The organism is Gelidibacter pelagius (genome assembly GCF_017581925.1).
Taxonomy (GTDB): Bacteria; Bacteroidota; Bacteroidia; order Flavobacteriales; family Flavobacteriaceae; genus Gelidibacter; species Gelidibacter pelagius.
In genome coordinates this window covers 38,917-55,671 of record NZ_JAGEVG010000024.1, presented here as the reverse complement: position 1 = coordinate 55,671, position 16,755 = coordinate 38,917, and the positions used below count along the sequence as shown (strand labels likewise).

Genomic DNA, 16,755 nt, shown 5'->3' with positions numbered 1-16,755 from the left:
CAACGGCCCGTTCCCAAGACTAATTCTAACTGTTTCTTAATGTGTAAATCTGCTATTAATCCTTTGGTTGAAGGTATTCTGTTTGAAATCTATCTTTACATAGGCATTTTTTTAAGGTTTAAGCCTAATGATGTGCGACTAATAACCAATGATTATTTTTAGCGGCAGCTATCCTAAGACTAATTCTAACTGGATTAGTGCGAAACTTTTAAAAAATAATAGAGCAATGCTAAGAATGAAGTGAGTGGACTTTTTTTTAATAAAAAAAGACGTGGAACTCAGCTTATTGCCGTTGAAGTACTGGTATACCGTGGAACAATAAGTGAGCCCACGTCAGTTGACGTGAGCATCTTACTTATCATCTCGTTCCAAAAATTACCAGTTTTCAACGGCGAGATTCTAAGCGAATGCTTCTATATATCTTATAGAAATGCTTTCGCAAATGTAATAAAATGTAACCTTTTTTAATTGGATACAAAGCGAATATAAAAAAAACAATTGACCTATTCAAATATATACCCATTTAATTTCAAGCACATCTGTGCAAATTGTTCCGAACACATATAATTAATATGATAAACAAGGACAATAACGAAATTAGAAATAGAAAGAAGTTTAGCAAAAACTTTCAAAATATTTTAGCTGTTAAAGGAATCACTCCGTATGAATTTGGTAAAATTTTCTTCCCTGAGAAAAAGAAAAGTACAATAGGGTATTACTATCTAAATAATCCAAATATTACTATTTATAATCTTTGCAAAGTTGCCATTATCCTTAACGTTGATATAACTATCTTTTTCCAAGATAATCTAAATGATATAATTAAACTTGAAAATGTTGATGTTAATAGTTATTATTCTCTAGTATTGAAAAATATTGCTACTAATATTAAATTAGTAAGAAAAGAAAAGGATGAATTGCTGCTTGACTTAGAAGTTCTTTCTAATATTGACAGTTCTAATCTCAGTAAAATAGAAAATGCAAAATCAAATTTGAGTATCGCAATTTTAACTAGGGTTGCGGATACCTTAAGCACGAATATTCAAGGACTGTTAGAGTGGAATTAAGAGATTTTACGGTTTTGACAAGCTATGGTAAAATTATTCTTTTATCAATTGAGTCTCTTCTATTGGTTAAATTTTGTTCTATCAATTTGAAAATTGTTGGTGAAACACACCAACAATGGCTAAACTTCAAATTGAGTTATCTATTTTTATTTTCGTATCGTATAATAATTCCATAAGTATTAGTAGAGAATCTCTCTTTATGGGGCAGTAATCCGATAATATAAAAAGTTCTATAACCTTTTTTGTCATGCCATGATAAACTAAATCATAAAATGGTTGATCTTCATTTCCCACAAATTCAATTTTGGTTAGTTCGTCACAAACCCTATGATATAAAATATTAATCTTCAAAACTTCTTCTTCATAAAAGATATCAAAAATTAGATTTATAAGTTTCGTCGGTGTTGTTGTTTTCATATCAATTTGTGTTTAAGGGAGGTTGGGAGCCATGAAATAGTTTATGATAACCGTTGGTAAAAACATTGTTCTGAAAATGAAACCTTTAAGGTTTGAAAATAATAAATTTTTTCAAAATAGGCAAAGAAGAATCAATTTACGTCGCTGCTGGTGTTTTCCACTACCAGCTTTGGTGTATTTGTCATTGTAAACCATCTGTGGGGAATTTGTTTGGTATTAAATCCCTCATCAAAATTACCAGGTTTAAATCAAATGAAGCTTAGCCACCCCTCTCAGGGTTTAAAAACCCTGAGAGGGGTTTTTAGTTAACAGACGCGGTTTCAGTTTAGACTTTTAAATGGTCGAAGTTAATGAATCAGGAAAGAATAATTTCTTAAAGCAAAAAGAGTGTGGAACTCAGCTTAAACGCCACTAAGAAATTGTGATGCGATGCTACCGCTAAAAAATAAGCCCACGTCAAGAGACGTGGGCATCTTACTTATCATCTCGCTTCTTAATAAATTACCAGTTTTCTAAGACGAAATTCTAAGCAATATTTGTGAATTAGTTCAATCAATGCTATCGTAAGTAGTTTATATCAATATAGGTTGATGAATACTAAATAAATCATTGTTGTCCGATAAAGAATCAAGACCGCTTCGCTGTTAGAATCAAGAATAAAGACTTGATTGTAAATAACTAATAAACAGAGTGCCTATAAAACAAAACTATCCTCTCTTACTCTTTAAAATCATTTCCAATAAAGCAAGGTCGTTCTTTAAATACTTCTTGAATCTCTTACATTTACAAGCCTCATCAACTTTTTACAATTTTTAATCGGACACTAATGTAAATAAATATAGTAAAATATTCTATATGCCATATATGTTTGTTGATTATTTTTCAAGATAGGGATGGGGGTGACTACTAATAACGGAGACTATATACTTCAGAAGAAAGATTGTATACATGGCAAAAAATATATTAAAAACTTAATGTTTCTACGACGTCCCCATAAATTCGCTCTTCTGCTTCCATGTTTCTCATCAGAATTACTATATTAGACCCATTCAAAAACTGCTATATCATTGAATACAAAAGACGACGACTGGTTATACACCATCTCTTCCAAAAACAAACTGATCGATCTCAATTTTAAAGAGATCTGGCGTTATCGTGATTTACTGATGTTATTTGTAAAGCGTGATATTGTAACGGTGTATAAGCAAACCATTTTGGGGCCGTTGTGGTATGTGATTCAGCCCTTGTTTACTTCGGTTATATTTACCTTGATTTTTAATAATCTTGGGAATATCAGTACCGGAGGTATTCCTCCATTTTTGTTTAACCTTGCCGGTATCACGGCTTGGAACTATTTTAATAATTGTTTGACCGGAACTAGTGACACCTTTAAAAAGAACGAGAATATATTCGGGAAGGTATATTTTCCTAGGGTCATTATGCCCATGTCGGTAACCATTTCCAATTTGTTGAAGTTTTTTATACAGCTGGGTATCTTTGCAGGTTTTTATATCTTTTATTTAAGTACAGGCAGTATCCTATCAGTGAATATGAATTTGTTATTATTTCCAATTTATATTTTAATGATGGCCATGCTTGGATTGGGACTGGGCATGATTCTGTCATCCATGACCACCAAATATCGAGATATGACCGTAGTGATCGGGTTTGGTGTGAGTTTATTGATGTATATGTCGGCGGTGCCTTATCCGTTGTCGGAGGCACGAAAAAAATTTCCGGAATGGGTTGCAAATTTCGTGGAATACAATCCACTGACACAAATTATTGAAGGGTTCAGATATATGCTACTCAATACGGGTACCTTTACTTGGTTTGGTTTTTTATATACATTAGCTATTAGTATTGTGTTATTTTTAGTGGGAATTATTATTTTTAATAAAACGGAGAAGACGTTTATTGATACAGTTTAGGCATTAGGCATTAGGGATTAGTGAGTAGAAATTTGTATGTCTCTAGTATAGGTTGACCACTTTAAACAAAGTGTAAACTTATGAAAGCAAACATTAAACTATTGAAAAAGCAACGCATTTATTCGGATGAATTTAAACTACAAATTGTAAAAGACTTTGAATCGGGAGAATTCAGTGTAACTCAGTTAGAGAAATTACATAATATAAGTAATGTATCGATTTACAAATGGATTCATAAATTTTCTACCTTTAATGAAAAAGGTTCAAGAATTGTAGAGATGAAAAACAGTAGCACCCAAAAGATGAAAGAACAACAAGCTCGAATAAAAGAGCTTGAAGCCATAGTTGGGCGCAAACAGATCAAGATAGATTATTTGGAGAAGATGATTGATATCGCAAAGGACGATTTAAATATAGATATCAAAAAAAACTTCGGCACTCCACAATCAACTGGTTCAGGACACATAAAGAAAAAATAAGCTTTAGTATGAACCAGCTTTATCAAACCATAGGCATAAGTAAACAAGCTGTCAGTCAGTATGCACGGCGACAGGCCGTTTTCGATGGCCGAGTGTCTCAATTAATTTTAGAGGCGGATGATCTTCGGGAGGACCATCCTGGTTGTGGAGTTGAAAAGATGTACGATATATTAGATCCGGATTTTATAGGTAGAGATCGGTTTATAGAAACCATGATGGATCTCGGTTACAGGATAAAAAGGAAGAAGAATTATAAACGTACAACAATAGCAGGCAAGAAGTTTTATCCCAATCTAATAAAAGGCTTAAGAATAAACGCACCAAACGTATTATGGCAATCGGATATAACCTATTTGCCACTCAATGGCAAACACTATTACGCTGTGTTCATAATAGATGTTTATACAAAAAAGATTGTTGGATTTATAGTATCGGATAACATGCGGGCTCAAGCCAATTTAGAAGCTCTTAAAATGGCACTAAAGGAAAATAATGCACCTGAGATTCATAATTCGGACAGAGGAAGCCAATACACTTATCATAAGTATATAGATTTATTGGTAAGCAATGGAACCAAGATAAGTATGTCCTTAAGTGGATTGGACAATGCATATGCGGAACGTATCAATAGAACTATAAAGGAAGAGTATCTAGATTATTGGAAACCTGAAACATCCGTTCAGTTAAAAGAATGTGTAGCAAAAGCTGTAAAAAATTACAATGAAAAAAGAACACATAAAAATTTACCAAAAATGAGCCCAAACAATTTTGAGGAATATTGGTTGACCTTGAAACCTGAAGATAGACCAATAATAACTATTTTTAACAATGAAATAAATAACTAAAAAAACGGTCAACTCTATTCAGGGAAGTACAATTAGAGTCGGTAGAGGATAGAAAATAGATCAACGATTCAAGAATCAGGAGCCAGGACAGAGAAGCCAAAACAAAGAATAACGAGATGTCATTGAGAAGCCTCTCCACCTAGCGTCATTGCGAGGAGTGACGAAGGAACGACGCGGCAATCTCATAATTGGTTAGCTAAAACCCAAAGATTACTAACGTCTTTTAGTTTTGATAAAGGGGTGTTAGTGAATGCTCTGCATTTGCTTCACATCGTTCGCAATGACGGCATAATTAAGAAGCTCGCAATGACGACCAAACAATAAATAAAAAATAAAGAATAAGTAATATTTTAATGATCATTTTAAAAGCCGAAAATATCAGCAAACAATACCGCCTCGGGCTCGTGGGTACGGGTACTATCAGTCATGATTTGAACCGATGGTGGGCTGGCATTCGTGGGAAGGAGGATCCATTTTTAAAGATTGGATCGGTAAATGACCGCAGTACGAAGGCTGATAGTGATTATGTGTGGGCGTTACGGGATATTAATTTTGAGGTGAAACGTGGCGAAGTACTGGGGATTATTGGAAAAAATGGTGCCGGTAAATCTACTTTACTTAAAATCTTGTCGCGTGTAACAGGACCGACTACGGGCGAGATCAAGACTAAAGGCCGGATCGCCTCATTATTGGAGGTTGGTACGGGTTTTCACCCTGAATTGACAGGACGAGAAAACATTTATTTAAACGGGGCTATTTTAGGCATGAGCAAAGCTGAAATAAAAGCCAAGGAGGAAGAGATTATTGAATTTTCTGGGTGTGAGCGTTATATTGATACCCCGGTAAAACGTTACAGTAGCGGGATGCGGGTGCGTTTGGCATTTGCCGTAGCGGCGCATTTAGAACCTGATATTTTGGTGATTGATGAGGTGCTTGCGGTTGGGGATGCGGAGTTTCAGAAAAGGGCGATTGGGAAAATGCAGGACATTAGTAAAGGCGACGGACGGACGGTATTGTTTGTAAGCCATAATATGGCGGCGGTGAAGAGTTTGTGTACCCGTGCTATTGTTTTGGAGCATGGAAAAACCGTTTTTGAAGGAGAAACGGATGAAGCTGTTGATTTTTATTTAAATCAAACTAAAGAAAGATCAAAACGCTATATTTCAAAAAAAATAGGAAATAATGAGAATTACGTAAAAAGTGTAAAAGTAATTACCAGTAAAAAAGGTTTTCATGAATTCAAGGAAGACTTACAAGTTGAAATTATAATTAATTGTGCAGAAGAGATTCAGGCACCGGCCGTTTCTTACCAAATAATAAATAATGACAACCTGCCTATCATCCATGAACTTATTTTAAATACTGAGGAAGCATTTGGAGAAGAAAAAGGTATTTATAGATTAACTTCTGTTATAAGAGGCTTAAAACTATATGAAGGCGAGTATAGATTAAATGTTTTTTTTGCAGATAATTTTAGCAAGAAAGCCTTTGATAGGTTATTTGAAGTTTGTCATTTTGAAATTATTAACAGTGATAAAAGACCTTACTATTGGCAGAAAGGATCGGCAGTATATAAGGAGAATGATACAGAATGGTTTATTTCTATAAATGATGAAAACAAGGTATAGTAACCCTCTATATAAAGATGGTTTAGTTGATAAAATTGAAACATTTAAAACTAGGCTGATTCTTGATGCTTACAACTCCATGGGAATTGACGTAGCAAGATTATTTAATGGAACGAAAGAAATAGAATTGTTACGATGTCGTAAAACAGGTTACAGATATTATTATCCATTTTCAGTTATAGGTGATGCAACTTTTTACAAAGATTTATCATTAAATCGAGAAAATTATTATTCAACCCGTTGGGAGCATCTTGAAATATTACCGACTATTAAAAAGAATGAAAAAGTTTTGGAAATAGGCTCTGGTTTTGGAGTTTTTTTGAAGCTATTAAAAGATAGAGGAATAGAAGCGGAAGGTATTGAGCTCAATCCAGAGGCAATTAATATTTGCAAAAAGGAAGGGTTGAAAATACATAGTATGCTTATAGATAAGTTTTCAAAGAATCATCCAGAACAATTTGATGTGGTCTGTTACTTTCAGGTTTTAGAACATGTAACGAATGTTCATGATTTTATCAACGACTCTTTGAAAACAATAAAAACAAATGGAAAGCTAATTATTGGGGTTCCTAATAACAACCCTTATTTGTTCGTTAAAGATAAATATCATACACTTAACTTTCCACCACATCATGCTGGATTATGGAACAAGAAATCATTGAAATCCTTAGAAAGTCTTTTTGAAGTTAAATTGGAGTCTGTAAGTTACGAACCATTGGAAAAAACCTATTCTCAATTTTTAAAAACATATATTAAGAATTCTAATCCAATTTATGCTGGGTTTTTAAAAATGATCAATGGGATTTCACCTAAATTTTTAAAAAAGATATTGTGTCATTTTATTGATGGGAGAAATATTTTAGTGGTATTTAGAAAATTGTCTTAATGAAAGATTTTATTGACATAAAATTAAATGTAAAAAATCTCGATAAGTATATTATCAGGAATGCAATATTTAATGCACTTAAAGAAGTTCTTATCAATTTTAATGGTGAATTATTAGATGTTGGTTGTGGTAAAATGCCTTATAAAAATTATATATTAGAAAATTCTACAGTTTCAAGTTATTCAGGTTTAGATATTGAAACGGCAATAATTTATGACAAGAATGTGAAACCTGATTTTTTTTGGGATGGTATCATGATGCCTTTTGAAGATGCCAGTTTTGATTGTGCTTTTGGCACTGAGGTATTGGAACATTGTCCACAACCTGAAATAGTTTTAAAAGAAGTATATCGCATTTTAAAACCAGGTGGTGTTTTCTTTTTTACGGTTCCATTTTTGTGGAATTTACATGAGGTTCCACATGACGAATATCGTTATACGCCATTTTCTTTAAAACGTCATTTGAAGAATAGCGGATTTAGAGATATCAATATAAAGGCTACAGGAGGCTGGCATGCATCTATGGCTCAAATGTTGGGTTTGTGGGTGCGACGAAGCCCCATGTCTAAGAGAAAAAGAAAGTTTTTATCAAAATCACTAAAGCCAATAATAAAGTATTTAATCAAATTGGATAACCCTAAATCTGTTCAGTTTAAAAACGGACAGATGATTACTGGCTTATATGGAATTGTCAGAAAATAAATCTTGAAAATGAAGATTGCTTTTATTACGAATAAACCATACGAAGATTGTGAAACATTCATTAAAGCTCAAGTTGATGGTTTGCCTTTTAAAATGCTGCATTATTGGGGTAGAAAAATACCATTTAATATTGAAGCAACCAAACCAAGCATATTATTCTTGGGGTTTCGGAAGTTGGGTTTAATAAAAAAGAAATCTAATCTGAATCGTTTTGTGGAAGATTTACACTTAAAAAACATTCAATTGATTTTTGCTCAATATGGAATGATGGGTGAAGAAGTTTTGAAAGCATGTAAAATTTTAAATTTACCTTTGGTCGTTCACTTTCATGGTCATGATGCAGTTAGGAAATCAGTTTTGGAACACTATGAAAATTACAAAAAGCTGTTTTCTTATGAACGATTAACAATTGTTTCTGTAAGTAAGGAAATGACCAAGCGATTAATTGCTATTGGATGTCCAGAAAACAAAATAGCGTATAATGTTTATGGTCCAGCAAATAATTATTTAAGTTTATTGCCAAAATACAGCCAAAAACAGTTTATCAGCATTGGTCGTTTTGTCGATAAAAAAGCACCTCATTTAACTATCTTAGCCTTTAATGATGTGTTAAAAATCCATAATGATGTTGTATTGATATATGCAGGGGATGGGGTTCTGTTGGATAGTTGTAAGGATTTAGTGGAAGCATTAGGTATTTCCAAAAAAGTGAAATTTCCTGGTAGGATTACACCCAATGAATATCAAGACTATTTAGCAGAATCATTAGCCTACGTGCAACATTCTATTGAAGCACAAGATGGTGATATGGAAGGTACTCCTGTATCTATTTTAGAAGCAAGCGCCGCAGGATTACCTGTAATAAGTACGATTCATGCGGGTATTCCAGATGTTATACTACATGAAGAAACAGGCTTGTTAAGTCAGGAAAGGGATATAATAGCTATGACCAAACATTTGTTGTGGGTACTTGAAAACCCACAAGAATCGCAAATTATGGGTATGAGAGGGAAAGAGAGAATTGAAAATAATTATACAATGTCACATCATTTAAATAACCTATCAAAAATAATTAAAATAGCAAAGACGAAGGAATGATGGTTTCTATAATTATGCCAACTTACAACCGCGCGCATTTGATTACTGAAACATTAGATTCCATCATAGCGCAAAGTTATATACATTGGGAATGTTTGGTTATAGATGACGGTAGTTCCGATAATACCATGGTTGTCATAAATAAATATACCAATCGAGATTCACGCATCAAACTTTTTTGCAGACCCGAATCAAAACCGAAGGGAGCAAATGCATGTAGAAACATAGGCTTGGAGAAAGCACAAGGTAATTACGTAGTTTTTTTTGATAGTGATGATTTAATGACCGAAAATCATTTAGAAGTTAAAGTACACGCAATGCAAAAATATAATTGTGATTACGTGATTACTCGAACGGAATATTTTAACCATACATCAGAAAAACTTAGGAATTATTACAATTTCGAAGATTTCAAAATATCAAAATATAATTATATCGCACAGAATATTAATTGGTTGACCTTAGATATTTGTATTAAAAGAGATTTGGCAACGCGTATAAGATTTAATGAAGCGTTACAATCTGGTCAAGAGTATAATTATTTTTCCATTTTGGTTCATCACTCAACCCATGCTTATTTTATAGATAAGGTTGTAAGTTTACGGCTTTATCACACAGATTCTATACGAGGACGTATTGATAATGAGCAAAAGTTGCTTTCTGGTGCCTTTAAATCAAAATGGTTAACTTATTTAGATTTAAAAGAAATTACTGAAAAGGAAATAAGGGTTTTACTGTTAGAAAAGTGTCTTTTTTATATGGCCAAAGGTCGCAATATGGGTTACGCACCCAAAAAAATTGATTTTATAAAAGCGCTATTTAGCGAACTACACGTTAAAGCCATTTACTTTTTTCCCATGTGGTTAAGTTTTAAGGTTAGCGAGGATAAGGGTTATTTTTTCTATAAAAAGCTAATTGGTCATAGTGTTTAAAGTTTTACCTTAAATATTAAATTAGTATCCGATTAAAATAGTGTTTTAATATAAATAACCATTGTCATTGAAAGAAAAACCTTTAGTTTCTATTATTATTCCTACCTACAACCGTGCATACCTCATTGGTGAGACACTTGATAGCGTATTGGCACAAAGCTATACGAATTGGGAATGTATCATAGTAGATGATGGGAGTACAGATGAAACTGCGGATTTACTCATTCAATATTTAAACGAAGATAAACGATTCAAGTTCTATAAACGTCCAGATTCTCATAAACCTGGAGGAAATGGAGCAAGAAATTATGGGTTTTCAAAGAGTACTGGGAAATATATTCAATGGTTTGATAGTGATGATATCATGATGTCGGATTTCCTTGAAGCCAAACTACGACCTTTTATAATAAACCTTGATACGGATGTTGTGTTTTCAGCTTTTGAAAACGTCAATGAAAAGGGTGAACGAACGAGAATAGCCAATCAAAGCTTTAGTGGCAACATCCTTGACGATTTAGTAGATGGACATGTTTCTTTTGGGCCTTATTCTTTTATGTTGCGAAGAAACAAAATAGCAAATATGCGCTATGACGAAACTTTGAAAAAAAACCAAGATCTTGATTTTTTCTTTCGGTTTTTTACATCATCTGATTCCTTAAAAATTGTCCATGTTAACAAGATACTTTTTACAGTTAGGACTCATGATGGTTCAATGAGCTATCATTCGGATAAGGATATTTTAAAAATGGTATCTATATATCAAGTATATCATATGGTTTTGAATTATTTTGCGGCACAAAAGCACACAAAAGGTATTTACAGATATAAACAACGCTGTTTAAATAGTTTAAAAGTGATGTTAAGAAATGGTTACTATCATGAGGTAGTTAAGCGCTTGATTGCTTTTCAATACTTGAGCATAGGCCAAAAGGTTTATTTAATGGGCTGTATTGTCTCTCAATTTTTAATAAAACGCGGTGCTACTCAATTTGTTATTATTGATTCGCAAAAAACCTTTAAGGACTTTAAAAGTGATTGAACAAACGATTATAAATAGATTTTATAATTAACACAAACACGCAACTTAAAAACTGAAACAATGTCATTTAATTTCAAGAAAAAATTACAAATCTATATACAGGATCGTATTAAGGAAATAGCTGTAAATCAACAAAAAAGCGAGCAAGTTGTGTTGGATTATGCTCAAATAAGCAGATTATTTCCTGAGCCTGATTTTATTCCTTATACGGATTGGTCAATTTCACCAAGTGTTATTTTGCACATCTTAAATGATATAGTTATTAATAAACGTCAGAATATTATTGAGTTTGGCTCTGGTGTTTCTACACTGTATATAGCTCAATTAATTAAGACTTTGAAACTGCCTACACGATTGTATTCTGTAGAGTCAAATGAAGAGTGGCTATCAAATATGCACAAGGAAATTTCTCGTTATGGTCTAAATGATATTGTTACATTCGTTCATGCTACTATGGTCGCTGTTCCTAAAGAGCTTGGTTTACATGAACAAGAACTTTGGTATGATTCAGAGAAACTAACTAGCGCTTTGCAGAATGTGAAAAAGTTTGATTTAGTTATAGTTGATGGACCTTTTGGAAGTAGCACTCCATACGCTCGCTATACAGCAATTCCATTCCTTCAGAATAGATTAGCCAAAGATTATGCGGTTTTTTGGATGATGGTCATAGAGAAGAGGAACGTAAAATTTCTGAAAATTGGGCTCACATATTACAGGTCAAACCTCAATTTATGGGGAGATATACTTATTTTAGGAGTAACAAGTCTTTTGATACTTTACCCTTTATGATTTCAAATTTTTAAATAATTTCTTAGAATAGAATAACGAGCATTGCTCATTTTTAAAAACATTAATAATCTCAGAAGGAGTCAATACTTAAATTCAAGAGATGTTAAATAGTTTAATAAGCTCTATATTGAAAGACCTAAAAATGACTGTATATAGCTTATTGTAAATATACTTTAAACTAAAATATTAGAATGCCGATTTTATATATTTGAAAACAAATTAAATGCTTAACCCACTAGTTTCTATAATCATTCCAACCTATAATCGAGCACATTTAATTGGAGAAACGCTTGATTCAATTATTGCACAAACCTATAGTAATTGGGAATGTATAATAGTTGATGATGGAAGTATGGATACTACAGAACAACTTATTGAGGGTTATATGGTCAATGATAGTCGATTTCAATATCACCAACGCCCAGACACACATTTACCAGGTGGTAATGGTGCTCGAAATTATGGTTTTAAATTAAGTAAAGGTGATTATATTCAGTGGTTTGATAGTGATGATTTGATGGTTCCCAAAAAATTAGAGTTAGAAGCTAAGGCTTTGACTGAAAATGATGTTGATTTTGTGGTGAGTAAAACAAAGTACTTTAATACGAAAAATAATTCATTTTTTAATTATGATTTTGAAGTGTCAGATGTCACCTTTGAAAGTTATGCAATCGATTATATAAGATGGCACACGCCAGATTTGATGGTAAAACGTTCCGTTATTAAAACTATTCAATTTAACGAAATTATGTCCGCCGGACAAGAGCATAACTTTAATTGTAAGCTCTTATTAAAAACCAATAATTTATATTATTTAGACACTTTTTTAACGTTGAGAAGGTACACACCAAGCTCGATACAAGGACAACGAGATCAATCAGCTGAAATACATCTTAAAAAAATGTTTGAAACACATTGGCATAATTATATAGATATAAAAGAGCAAGCCAATTCATCGAAATTTAACAGGTATTCCTTGTTGCAATGTGTTCATTGTTATTTAGAATTGAAGAACGAAATAGGTTTACCAAATGGATTTATGAAAGAATTAAAAGAGGCATTTCCAAAACGTTATTACTTTTTTTATGTTGCAAAATTCACAAATTCAGCTTTTGGTAAGTATTACAAATTTTATGAGTTGATGAAACAGAATGAAGTTTTTAATACTTACCATTTAAAACAAGAAAATCAATAAAAGACTTGATGATTAATTTTAACAGATCTTGGTTTATATTGGGAAAGAAATTGGTAGCAATAAGCTCAGTTTAGCCGTTACTTTGTTTTTGAATAAAAGGTTTAAACATAAGGTATTAAAGTTTGACTTAGTTATTTTAAATAATTTTGAAACTCATCCAAGTTCAAAATATAGTTTCATCAAATATTATGATTCACTTTCTATATAATTTCACCTTAACGAGAAAACCCTCTAAAAAAGACAATAAGTTGATTGAGTGGTTACATTGGCAACTTTATAAATATTTGAAAGTAGGTTTGATTAAATACTATAAGAATGTTTCTCCCAAATCTTTAGGGATTGATGCTGGGAGTAGTTTTATCGTCAGCTTGACTTCTTTTCCAGCAAGAATTGATTTGGTTTATCTGTCCATACGGAGTATACTAAATCAAACCCTAAGACCCCAAAAAATAATATTATGGTTAGGGAATGCACAGTTCCCTCTTGGTGAAGAGAGTTTACCAAGTTCATTATTGGAATTGAAACCCTTAGGATTGGACATTGAGTTTTGTGAAGATATCGGTGCCCATACAAAATATTATTATGCTTTTCAGAAATATCCAGATAATTTAATTGTGACTGTAGATGATGATATAATATACCCTATACATCTATTGGCTAAGTTATTTGAAGCCCATCAAAAGTTTCCCAATTGCGTGGTAGCCAATCGCGTTCGTTATATGGAAATGAAAGGCAATCAATTTAAACATTATAGAGCTTGGAAAATAAACGAAGTGGGCAGGGGTAACCCTTCCAAAAGAATATTTGCTACTGGAGTTGGGGGTGTGCTTTATCACCCAAGATTTTTTAAACAATCGTTCTTTGATCTCGAAGGAATTAAAAAAACGAATTGTCTTGGAGATGATATTTGGTTAAAAGCTGGTCAGATTGATAATCATATTGCCGTTGTATTTACCAGTTTTTATTTTCAACCTTTTCTTGAAATTCCTGATTCCCAAAAAGAAAAACTGTCGTCAAAAAATGTATTTAATAACGACAATAATCGGCAAGTTAAAGAGGTGTTTGAATATTTTGGAATCACTAATACATTGTTCGAATAGAGTGGCGCTTACAATTGGTAATTTTAACATGTATCTGAATCAGCAATTTCAATCTTATTTCAGGATAATCAATAGATGCATTATCATCCATAATCAACTTTTTATCAAGATAGATCGCGTATGAATTTCACTTTATTATTACAAAAGTCACAAAATATGTTATCTTCAATTTTGCTTTAACATGAAAACAATCACAACCCCAATTATTCCTGTAAAACAGACGTTTGCGAATGTAAAGACGCCACATACACTTAATTATGAAGCCATCTGTGTATTTACAGCTATTGGCTTTTTTTTGGATCAGGATACGTATTGGAAGGATGAAATTGCCTTAAAGCCAGGAACGACTTATACGCTTGATGGAAACGGTGAGGTTATTAATAGTAAAGAGAATTTCCGTTGGCATTATAAGCCACGAAATATCAGTTTTAAAACAGCTGTTACTGAATTTACAGATTTATTTGAAACCATTATTAAGGAACAAAGTGGTACTAATACTGTTTTGTTACCCTTGTCTGGAGGATTGGATAGCCGGACCCAAGCGGTGGCTTTAAAACATCTTGGTGCAGCCGTTCATTCATATTGTTATAGTTTTGAAAATGGGTTTAAGGAACACGAAATTGGCAGAAAAATAGCGGAGGTTTGTGGCTTCAGGTATGATCCATTTATAATTCCACCCAATTATTTATGGGATGTGATAGAAGAGGTGTCAAGTATCAATGATTGTTATTCGGATTTTACGCATCCCAGACAAATTGCGGTATTAGATGATTTTAAAAGAATGCAAGGTGAATTTTCATTAGGGCATTGGGGGGATGTCTTCTTTGATAGAGGTTTTGCTGCGGCAGATGAAAAGTACTCTGATTTGGAAATCATCTATAAAAAGGTAGTCAAGAAGGGTGGCATGGCAGTAGCTTCTAAACTCTGGAAGGCTTGGGATTTGGATGGCGATTTTGAATCTTATTTAAAACAACGCATTCAGGATCTATTAGACAAGATTGACATTCCACACAGAGAGTCTAAGGTTAGAGCTTTCAAATCGTTGTATTGGGCGCCACGATGGACTTCAGTAAGTTTAACCTTTTTTGAAAACGCACATCCAATCCATCTACCTTATTATGATGACCGCATGTGCCGTTTTGTTTGTGGAATACCAGAAGCCTATTTGGCAGATCGCAAAATTCAAATTGAATATATCAAAAACAGGAATCCCAATGTGGCAAAGATTGAATGGCAAGATCAAATGCCCTATAATTTGTATAATTATAAGGACCGTCAATTGTTGAAAACTTTTTCGTATCGGGTTAAGAATAAAATGCAACGAGAGATTAATGCTGTTTTAGGTAAAAAATATATCCAACGTAATTGGGAGTTGCAATTTTTAGGTGAAGAAAATGATGGTCATTTAAGAGGTTATTTATATCAGCCAGATTTTTTAAATTTTGTAGGTAAGGACGTTGTTGATTATTTGTACCAAAAATTCACAACTGAAGATGTCGTCTTTTATTCGCATGCTATGAGTATGCTGCTTACGTTATCAGTATGGCACAGAAAGTTAAAAACCTTGTGAGTTTGGAGGATTTATCAATAAATAAAATGCAACTTAGTCCTTTGGTCAGTATCATTATTCCTGTCTTTAATGGGCAATCTTTTATTAGAGATGCTTACCGGCTTTTAATTGATCAGAAGCTTGATAATTTTGAGATTATTTTTGTTGATAATAATTCAACTGATAGTTCTGTTGAGATAATTAATAACATAATTAAAACGGATGCTCGTGTGTTGCTTTATCAAGAGTTTGAGCAAGGGGCAGCTGCTGCACGGAATGCAGGTTTAAAATATGCAAAAGGCGAATTCATTTACTTTTTTGATGTCGATGATGAATTATTTGATAATGCTTTAAATGCCTTATTGGAAGTATTAATTAGCAATGAAGATTTAGATAGCGTTCATGGGAATATGGTAAGGTCGACCTTGAAATTATTAGATACACCTATCGGGAACGATGACACTAATAAAATTACTTTTTGTGAACGTTATTATTGGGGCATGCTCTGGATGACCTACGCTACGTTACCAAATACAGGATGTTTTCTTCACAGGAAAAATGTTTTTGACAAGATTAGTTGTTTTAATACCAAATTAAAGCTCGGTGAGGATGCTGCTTTTCATGTGAAGTTAGGCATGGAATGCCAGGTCGCCCATTTAGATAAAAACATACTATTGTATTTTAGACACGAGCAGTCAACCGTATCCGCTCAAAACAAAAAGCAATCAAAGGTTTTTACGTATTGGGAACCTTTGATCCATTCGCATATTCCTTATCTGTTAACGCATGACGTGCCGCTCGATTTTAGAAAGCAAGTTTTAGTGCGGGTTTATGGTTCTATTCCGCACATGTTGTTTTTAACTAAAGGCTATGCCCAAAAGAAGCAATTAAAAAATAAATTATTCCGAGAGATAAAACCTTTAAGGATTCCTGTTTTTTTAAGACCTTTTATTAATATTGTTATGTTATCCGGAAACGGCAATGTTTATAAGGTGTATGCTTATTTTGTGCTGAGATATTACATGAAATATGCTGTTAAATGAGTGTAAAACATACTGCTATTGTCAGCATTTGGACTTGTTTATAGATCGTTTTGTTA

16 protein-coding genes are annotated in these 16,755 nt (G+C 32.9%); 15 read left to right on the top strand and 1 reads right to left on the bottom strand.

The annotated features are described in order from the left end of the window. Positions 1 to 572 precede the first annotated feature (572 nt). The gene (locus J4051_RS16765; RefSeq protein WP_208235029.1) at positions 573 to 1,067 is read left to right on the top strand and encodes a hypothetical protein; all 495 of its coding nucleotides are present in this window, start codon (positions 573 to 575) and stop codon (positions 1,065 to 1,067) included. 126 nt (positions 1,068 to 1,193) lie between these two features. On the opposite strand, the gene J4051_RS16760 is transcribed toward J4051_RS16765, so the two are convergent. Continuing rightward, positions 1,194 to 1,484: a hypothetical protein gene (locus J4051_RS16760; RefSeq protein ID WP_208235028.1), complete on the bottom strand. Its 291-nt coding sequence runs from the start codon at positions 1,482 to 1,484 to the stop codon at positions 1,194 to 1,196. A gap of 1,067 nt (positions 1,485 to 2,551) precedes the next feature. On the opposite strand from J4051_RS16760, the gene J4051_RS16755 reads away from it, so the two are divergent. The 14 genes from J4051_RS16755 (at position 2,552) to J4051_RS16690 (ending at position 16,699) form a co-directional block, all read left to right on the top strand. Beyond that, on the top strand, positions 2,552 to 3,415 hold the full coding sequence (locus tag J4051_RS16755) for an ABC transporter permease (protein WP_208235027.1): 864 nt from the start codon (positions 2,552 to 2,554) through the stop codon (positions 3,413 to 3,415). Between the two features lie 80 nt (positions 3,416 to 3,495). Continuing rightward, positions 3,496 to 3,894 carry a transposase gene (locus tag J4051_RS16750; RefSeq protein ID WP_208235026.1) on the top strand — a complete coding sequence of 133 codons (399 nt, stop codon included), beginning with the start codon at positions 3,496 to 3,498 and terminating at the stop codon, positions 3,892 to 3,894. 8 nt (positions 3,895 to 3,902) lie between these two features. Continuing rightward, positions 3,903 to 4,739, top strand: coding sequence for an IS3 family transposase (locus J4051_RS16745; RefSeq protein WP_208235032.1), 837 nt, complete (start codon positions 3,903 to 3,905; stop codon positions 4,737 to 4,739). Between the two features lie 353 nt (positions 4,740 to 5,092). After that, on the top strand, positions 5,093 to 6,367 hold the full coding sequence (locus J4051_RS16740) for an ABC transporter ATP-binding protein (RefSeq protein ID WP_208235025.1): 1,275 nt from the start codon (positions 5,093 to 5,095) through the stop codon (positions 6,365 to 6,367). Next, a complete protein-coding gene (locus J4051_RS16735) occupies positions 6,348 to 7,253 on the top strand; it encodes a class I SAM-dependent methyltransferase (RefSeq protein WP_208235024.1) in 906 nt (301 codons plus the stop codon). The genes J4051_RS16740 and J4051_RS16735 overlap by 20 nt, the downstream gene beginning before the upstream one ends. Then, positions 7,253 to 7,954 (top strand): class I SAM-dependent methyltransferase, encoded by a 702-nt coding sequence (locus J4051_RS16730; protein ID WP_208235023.1) that lies wholly within the window; start codon positions 7,253 to 7,255, stop codon positions 7,952 to 7,954. The genes J4051_RS16735 and J4051_RS16730 overlap by 1 nt, the downstream gene beginning before the upstream one ends. 9 nt (positions 7,955 to 7,963) lie before the next feature. Continuing rightward, positions 7,964 to 9,052 carry a glycosyltransferase gene (locus J4051_RS16725; RefSeq protein WP_208235022.1) on the top strand — a complete coding sequence of 363 codons (1,089 nt, stop codon included), beginning with the start codon at positions 7,964 to 7,966 and terminating at the stop codon, positions 9,050 to 9,052. Between the two features lie 14 nt (positions 9,053 to 9,066). Continuing rightward, complete coding sequence (locus J4051_RS16720) at positions 9,067 to 9,984, top strand: glycosyltransferase family 2 protein (protein ID WP_208235021.1); 918 nt, start codon at positions 9,067 to 9,069, stop codon at positions 9,982 to 9,984. Between the two features lie 67 nt (positions 9,985 to 10,051). Then, positions 10,052 to 11,023: a glycosyltransferase family 2 protein gene (locus J4051_RS16715; RefSeq protein ID WP_208235020.1), complete on the top strand. Its 972-nt coding sequence runs from the start codon at positions 10,052 to 10,054 to the stop codon at positions 11,021 to 11,023. Between the two features lie 60 nt (positions 11,024 to 11,083). Continuing rightward, positions 11,084 to 11,812 carry a class I SAM-dependent methyltransferase gene (locus J4051_RS16710; protein ID WP_208235019.1) on the top strand — a complete coding sequence of 243 codons (729 nt, stop codon included), beginning with the start codon at positions 11,084 to 11,086 and terminating at the stop codon, positions 11,810 to 11,812. Positions 11,813 to 12,035: 223 nt separating this feature from the next. Next, positions 12,036 to 13,007 (top strand): glycosyltransferase family 2 protein, encoded by a 972-nt coding sequence (locus J4051_RS16705; protein ID WP_208235018.1) that lies wholly within the window; start codon positions 12,036 to 12,038, stop codon positions 13,005 to 13,007. 188 nt (positions 13,008 to 13,195) lie between these two features. Beyond that, positions 13,196 to 14,107 (top strand): hypothetical protein, encoded by a 912-nt coding sequence (locus J4051_RS16700; RefSeq protein ID WP_208235017.1) that lies wholly within the window; start codon positions 13,196 to 13,198, stop codon positions 14,105 to 14,107. A gap of 181 nt (positions 14,108 to 14,288) precedes the next feature. Beyond that, positions 14,289 to 15,677: an asparagine synthetase B family protein gene (locus J4051_RS16695; protein ID WP_208235016.1), complete on the top strand. Its 1,389-nt coding sequence runs from the start codon at positions 14,289 to 14,291 to the stop codon at positions 15,675 to 15,677. Beyond that, on the top strand, positions 15,650 to 16,699 hold the full coding sequence (locus J4051_RS16690; protein ID WP_236027566.1) for a glycosyltransferase family 2 protein: 1,050 nt from the start codon (positions 15,650 to 15,652) through the stop codon (positions 16,697 to 16,699). The genes J4051_RS16695 and J4051_RS16690 overlap by 28 nt, the downstream gene beginning before the upstream one ends. Positions 16,700 to 16,755: the final 56 nt, after the last annotated feature.

Bases quoted from the DNA above. Each gene is read 5' to 3' on its own strand.
- J4051_RS16725 (WP_208235022.1), top strand. From the start codon at position 7,964: ATGAAGATTGCTTTTATTACGAATAAACCATACGAAGATTGTGAAACA.
- J4051_RS16710 (WP_208235019.1), top strand. From the start codon at position 11,084: ATGTCATTTAATTTCAAGAAAAAATTACAAATCTATATACAGGATCGT.
- J4051_RS16740 (WP_208235025.1), top strand. From the start codon at position 5,093: ATGATCATTTTAAAAGCCGAAAATATCAGCAAACAATACCGCCTCGGG.
- J4051_RS16735 (WP_208235024.1), top strand. From the start codon at position 6,348: ATGATGAAAACAAGGTATAGTAACCCTCTATATAAAGATGGTTTAGTT.
- J4051_RS16750 (WP_208235026.1), top strand. From the start codon at position 3,496: ATGAAAGCAAACATTAAACTATTGAAAAAGCAACGCATTTATTCGGAT.
- J4051_RS16760 (WP_208235028.1), bottom strand. From the start codon at position 1,484: ATGAAAACAACAACACCGACGAAACTTATAAATCTAATTTTTGATATC.
- J4051_RS16690 (WP_236027566.1), top strand. From the start codon at position 15,650: ATGGCACAGAAAGTTAAAAACCTTGTGAGTTTGGAGGATTTATCAATA.
- J4051_RS16720 (WP_208235021.1), top strand. From the start codon at position 9,067: ATGCCAACTTACAACCGCGCGCATTTGATTACTGAAACATTAGATTCC.
- J4051_RS16745 (WP_208235032.1), top strand. From the start codon at position 3,903: ATGAACCAGCTTTATCAAACCATAGGCATAAGTAAACAAGCTGTCAGT.
- J4051_RS16700 (WP_208235017.1), top strand. From the start codon at position 13,196: ATGATTCACTTTCTATATAATTTCACCTTAACGAGAAAACCCTCTAAA.
- J4051_RS16705 (WP_208235018.1), top strand. From the start codon at position 12,036: ATGCTTAACCCACTAGTTTCTATAATCATTCCAACCTATAATCGAGCA.
- J4051_RS16765 (WP_208235029.1), top strand. From the start codon at position 573: ATGATAAACAAGGACAATAACGAAATTAGAAATAGAAAGAAGTTTAGC.
- J4051_RS16695 (WP_208235016.1), top strand. From the start codon at position 14,289: ATGAAAACAATCACAACCCCAATTATTCCTGTAAAACAGACGTTTGCG.
- J4051_RS16730 (WP_208235023.1), top strand. From the start codon at position 7,253: ATGAAAGATTTTATTGACATAAAATTAAATGTAAAAAATCTCGATAAG.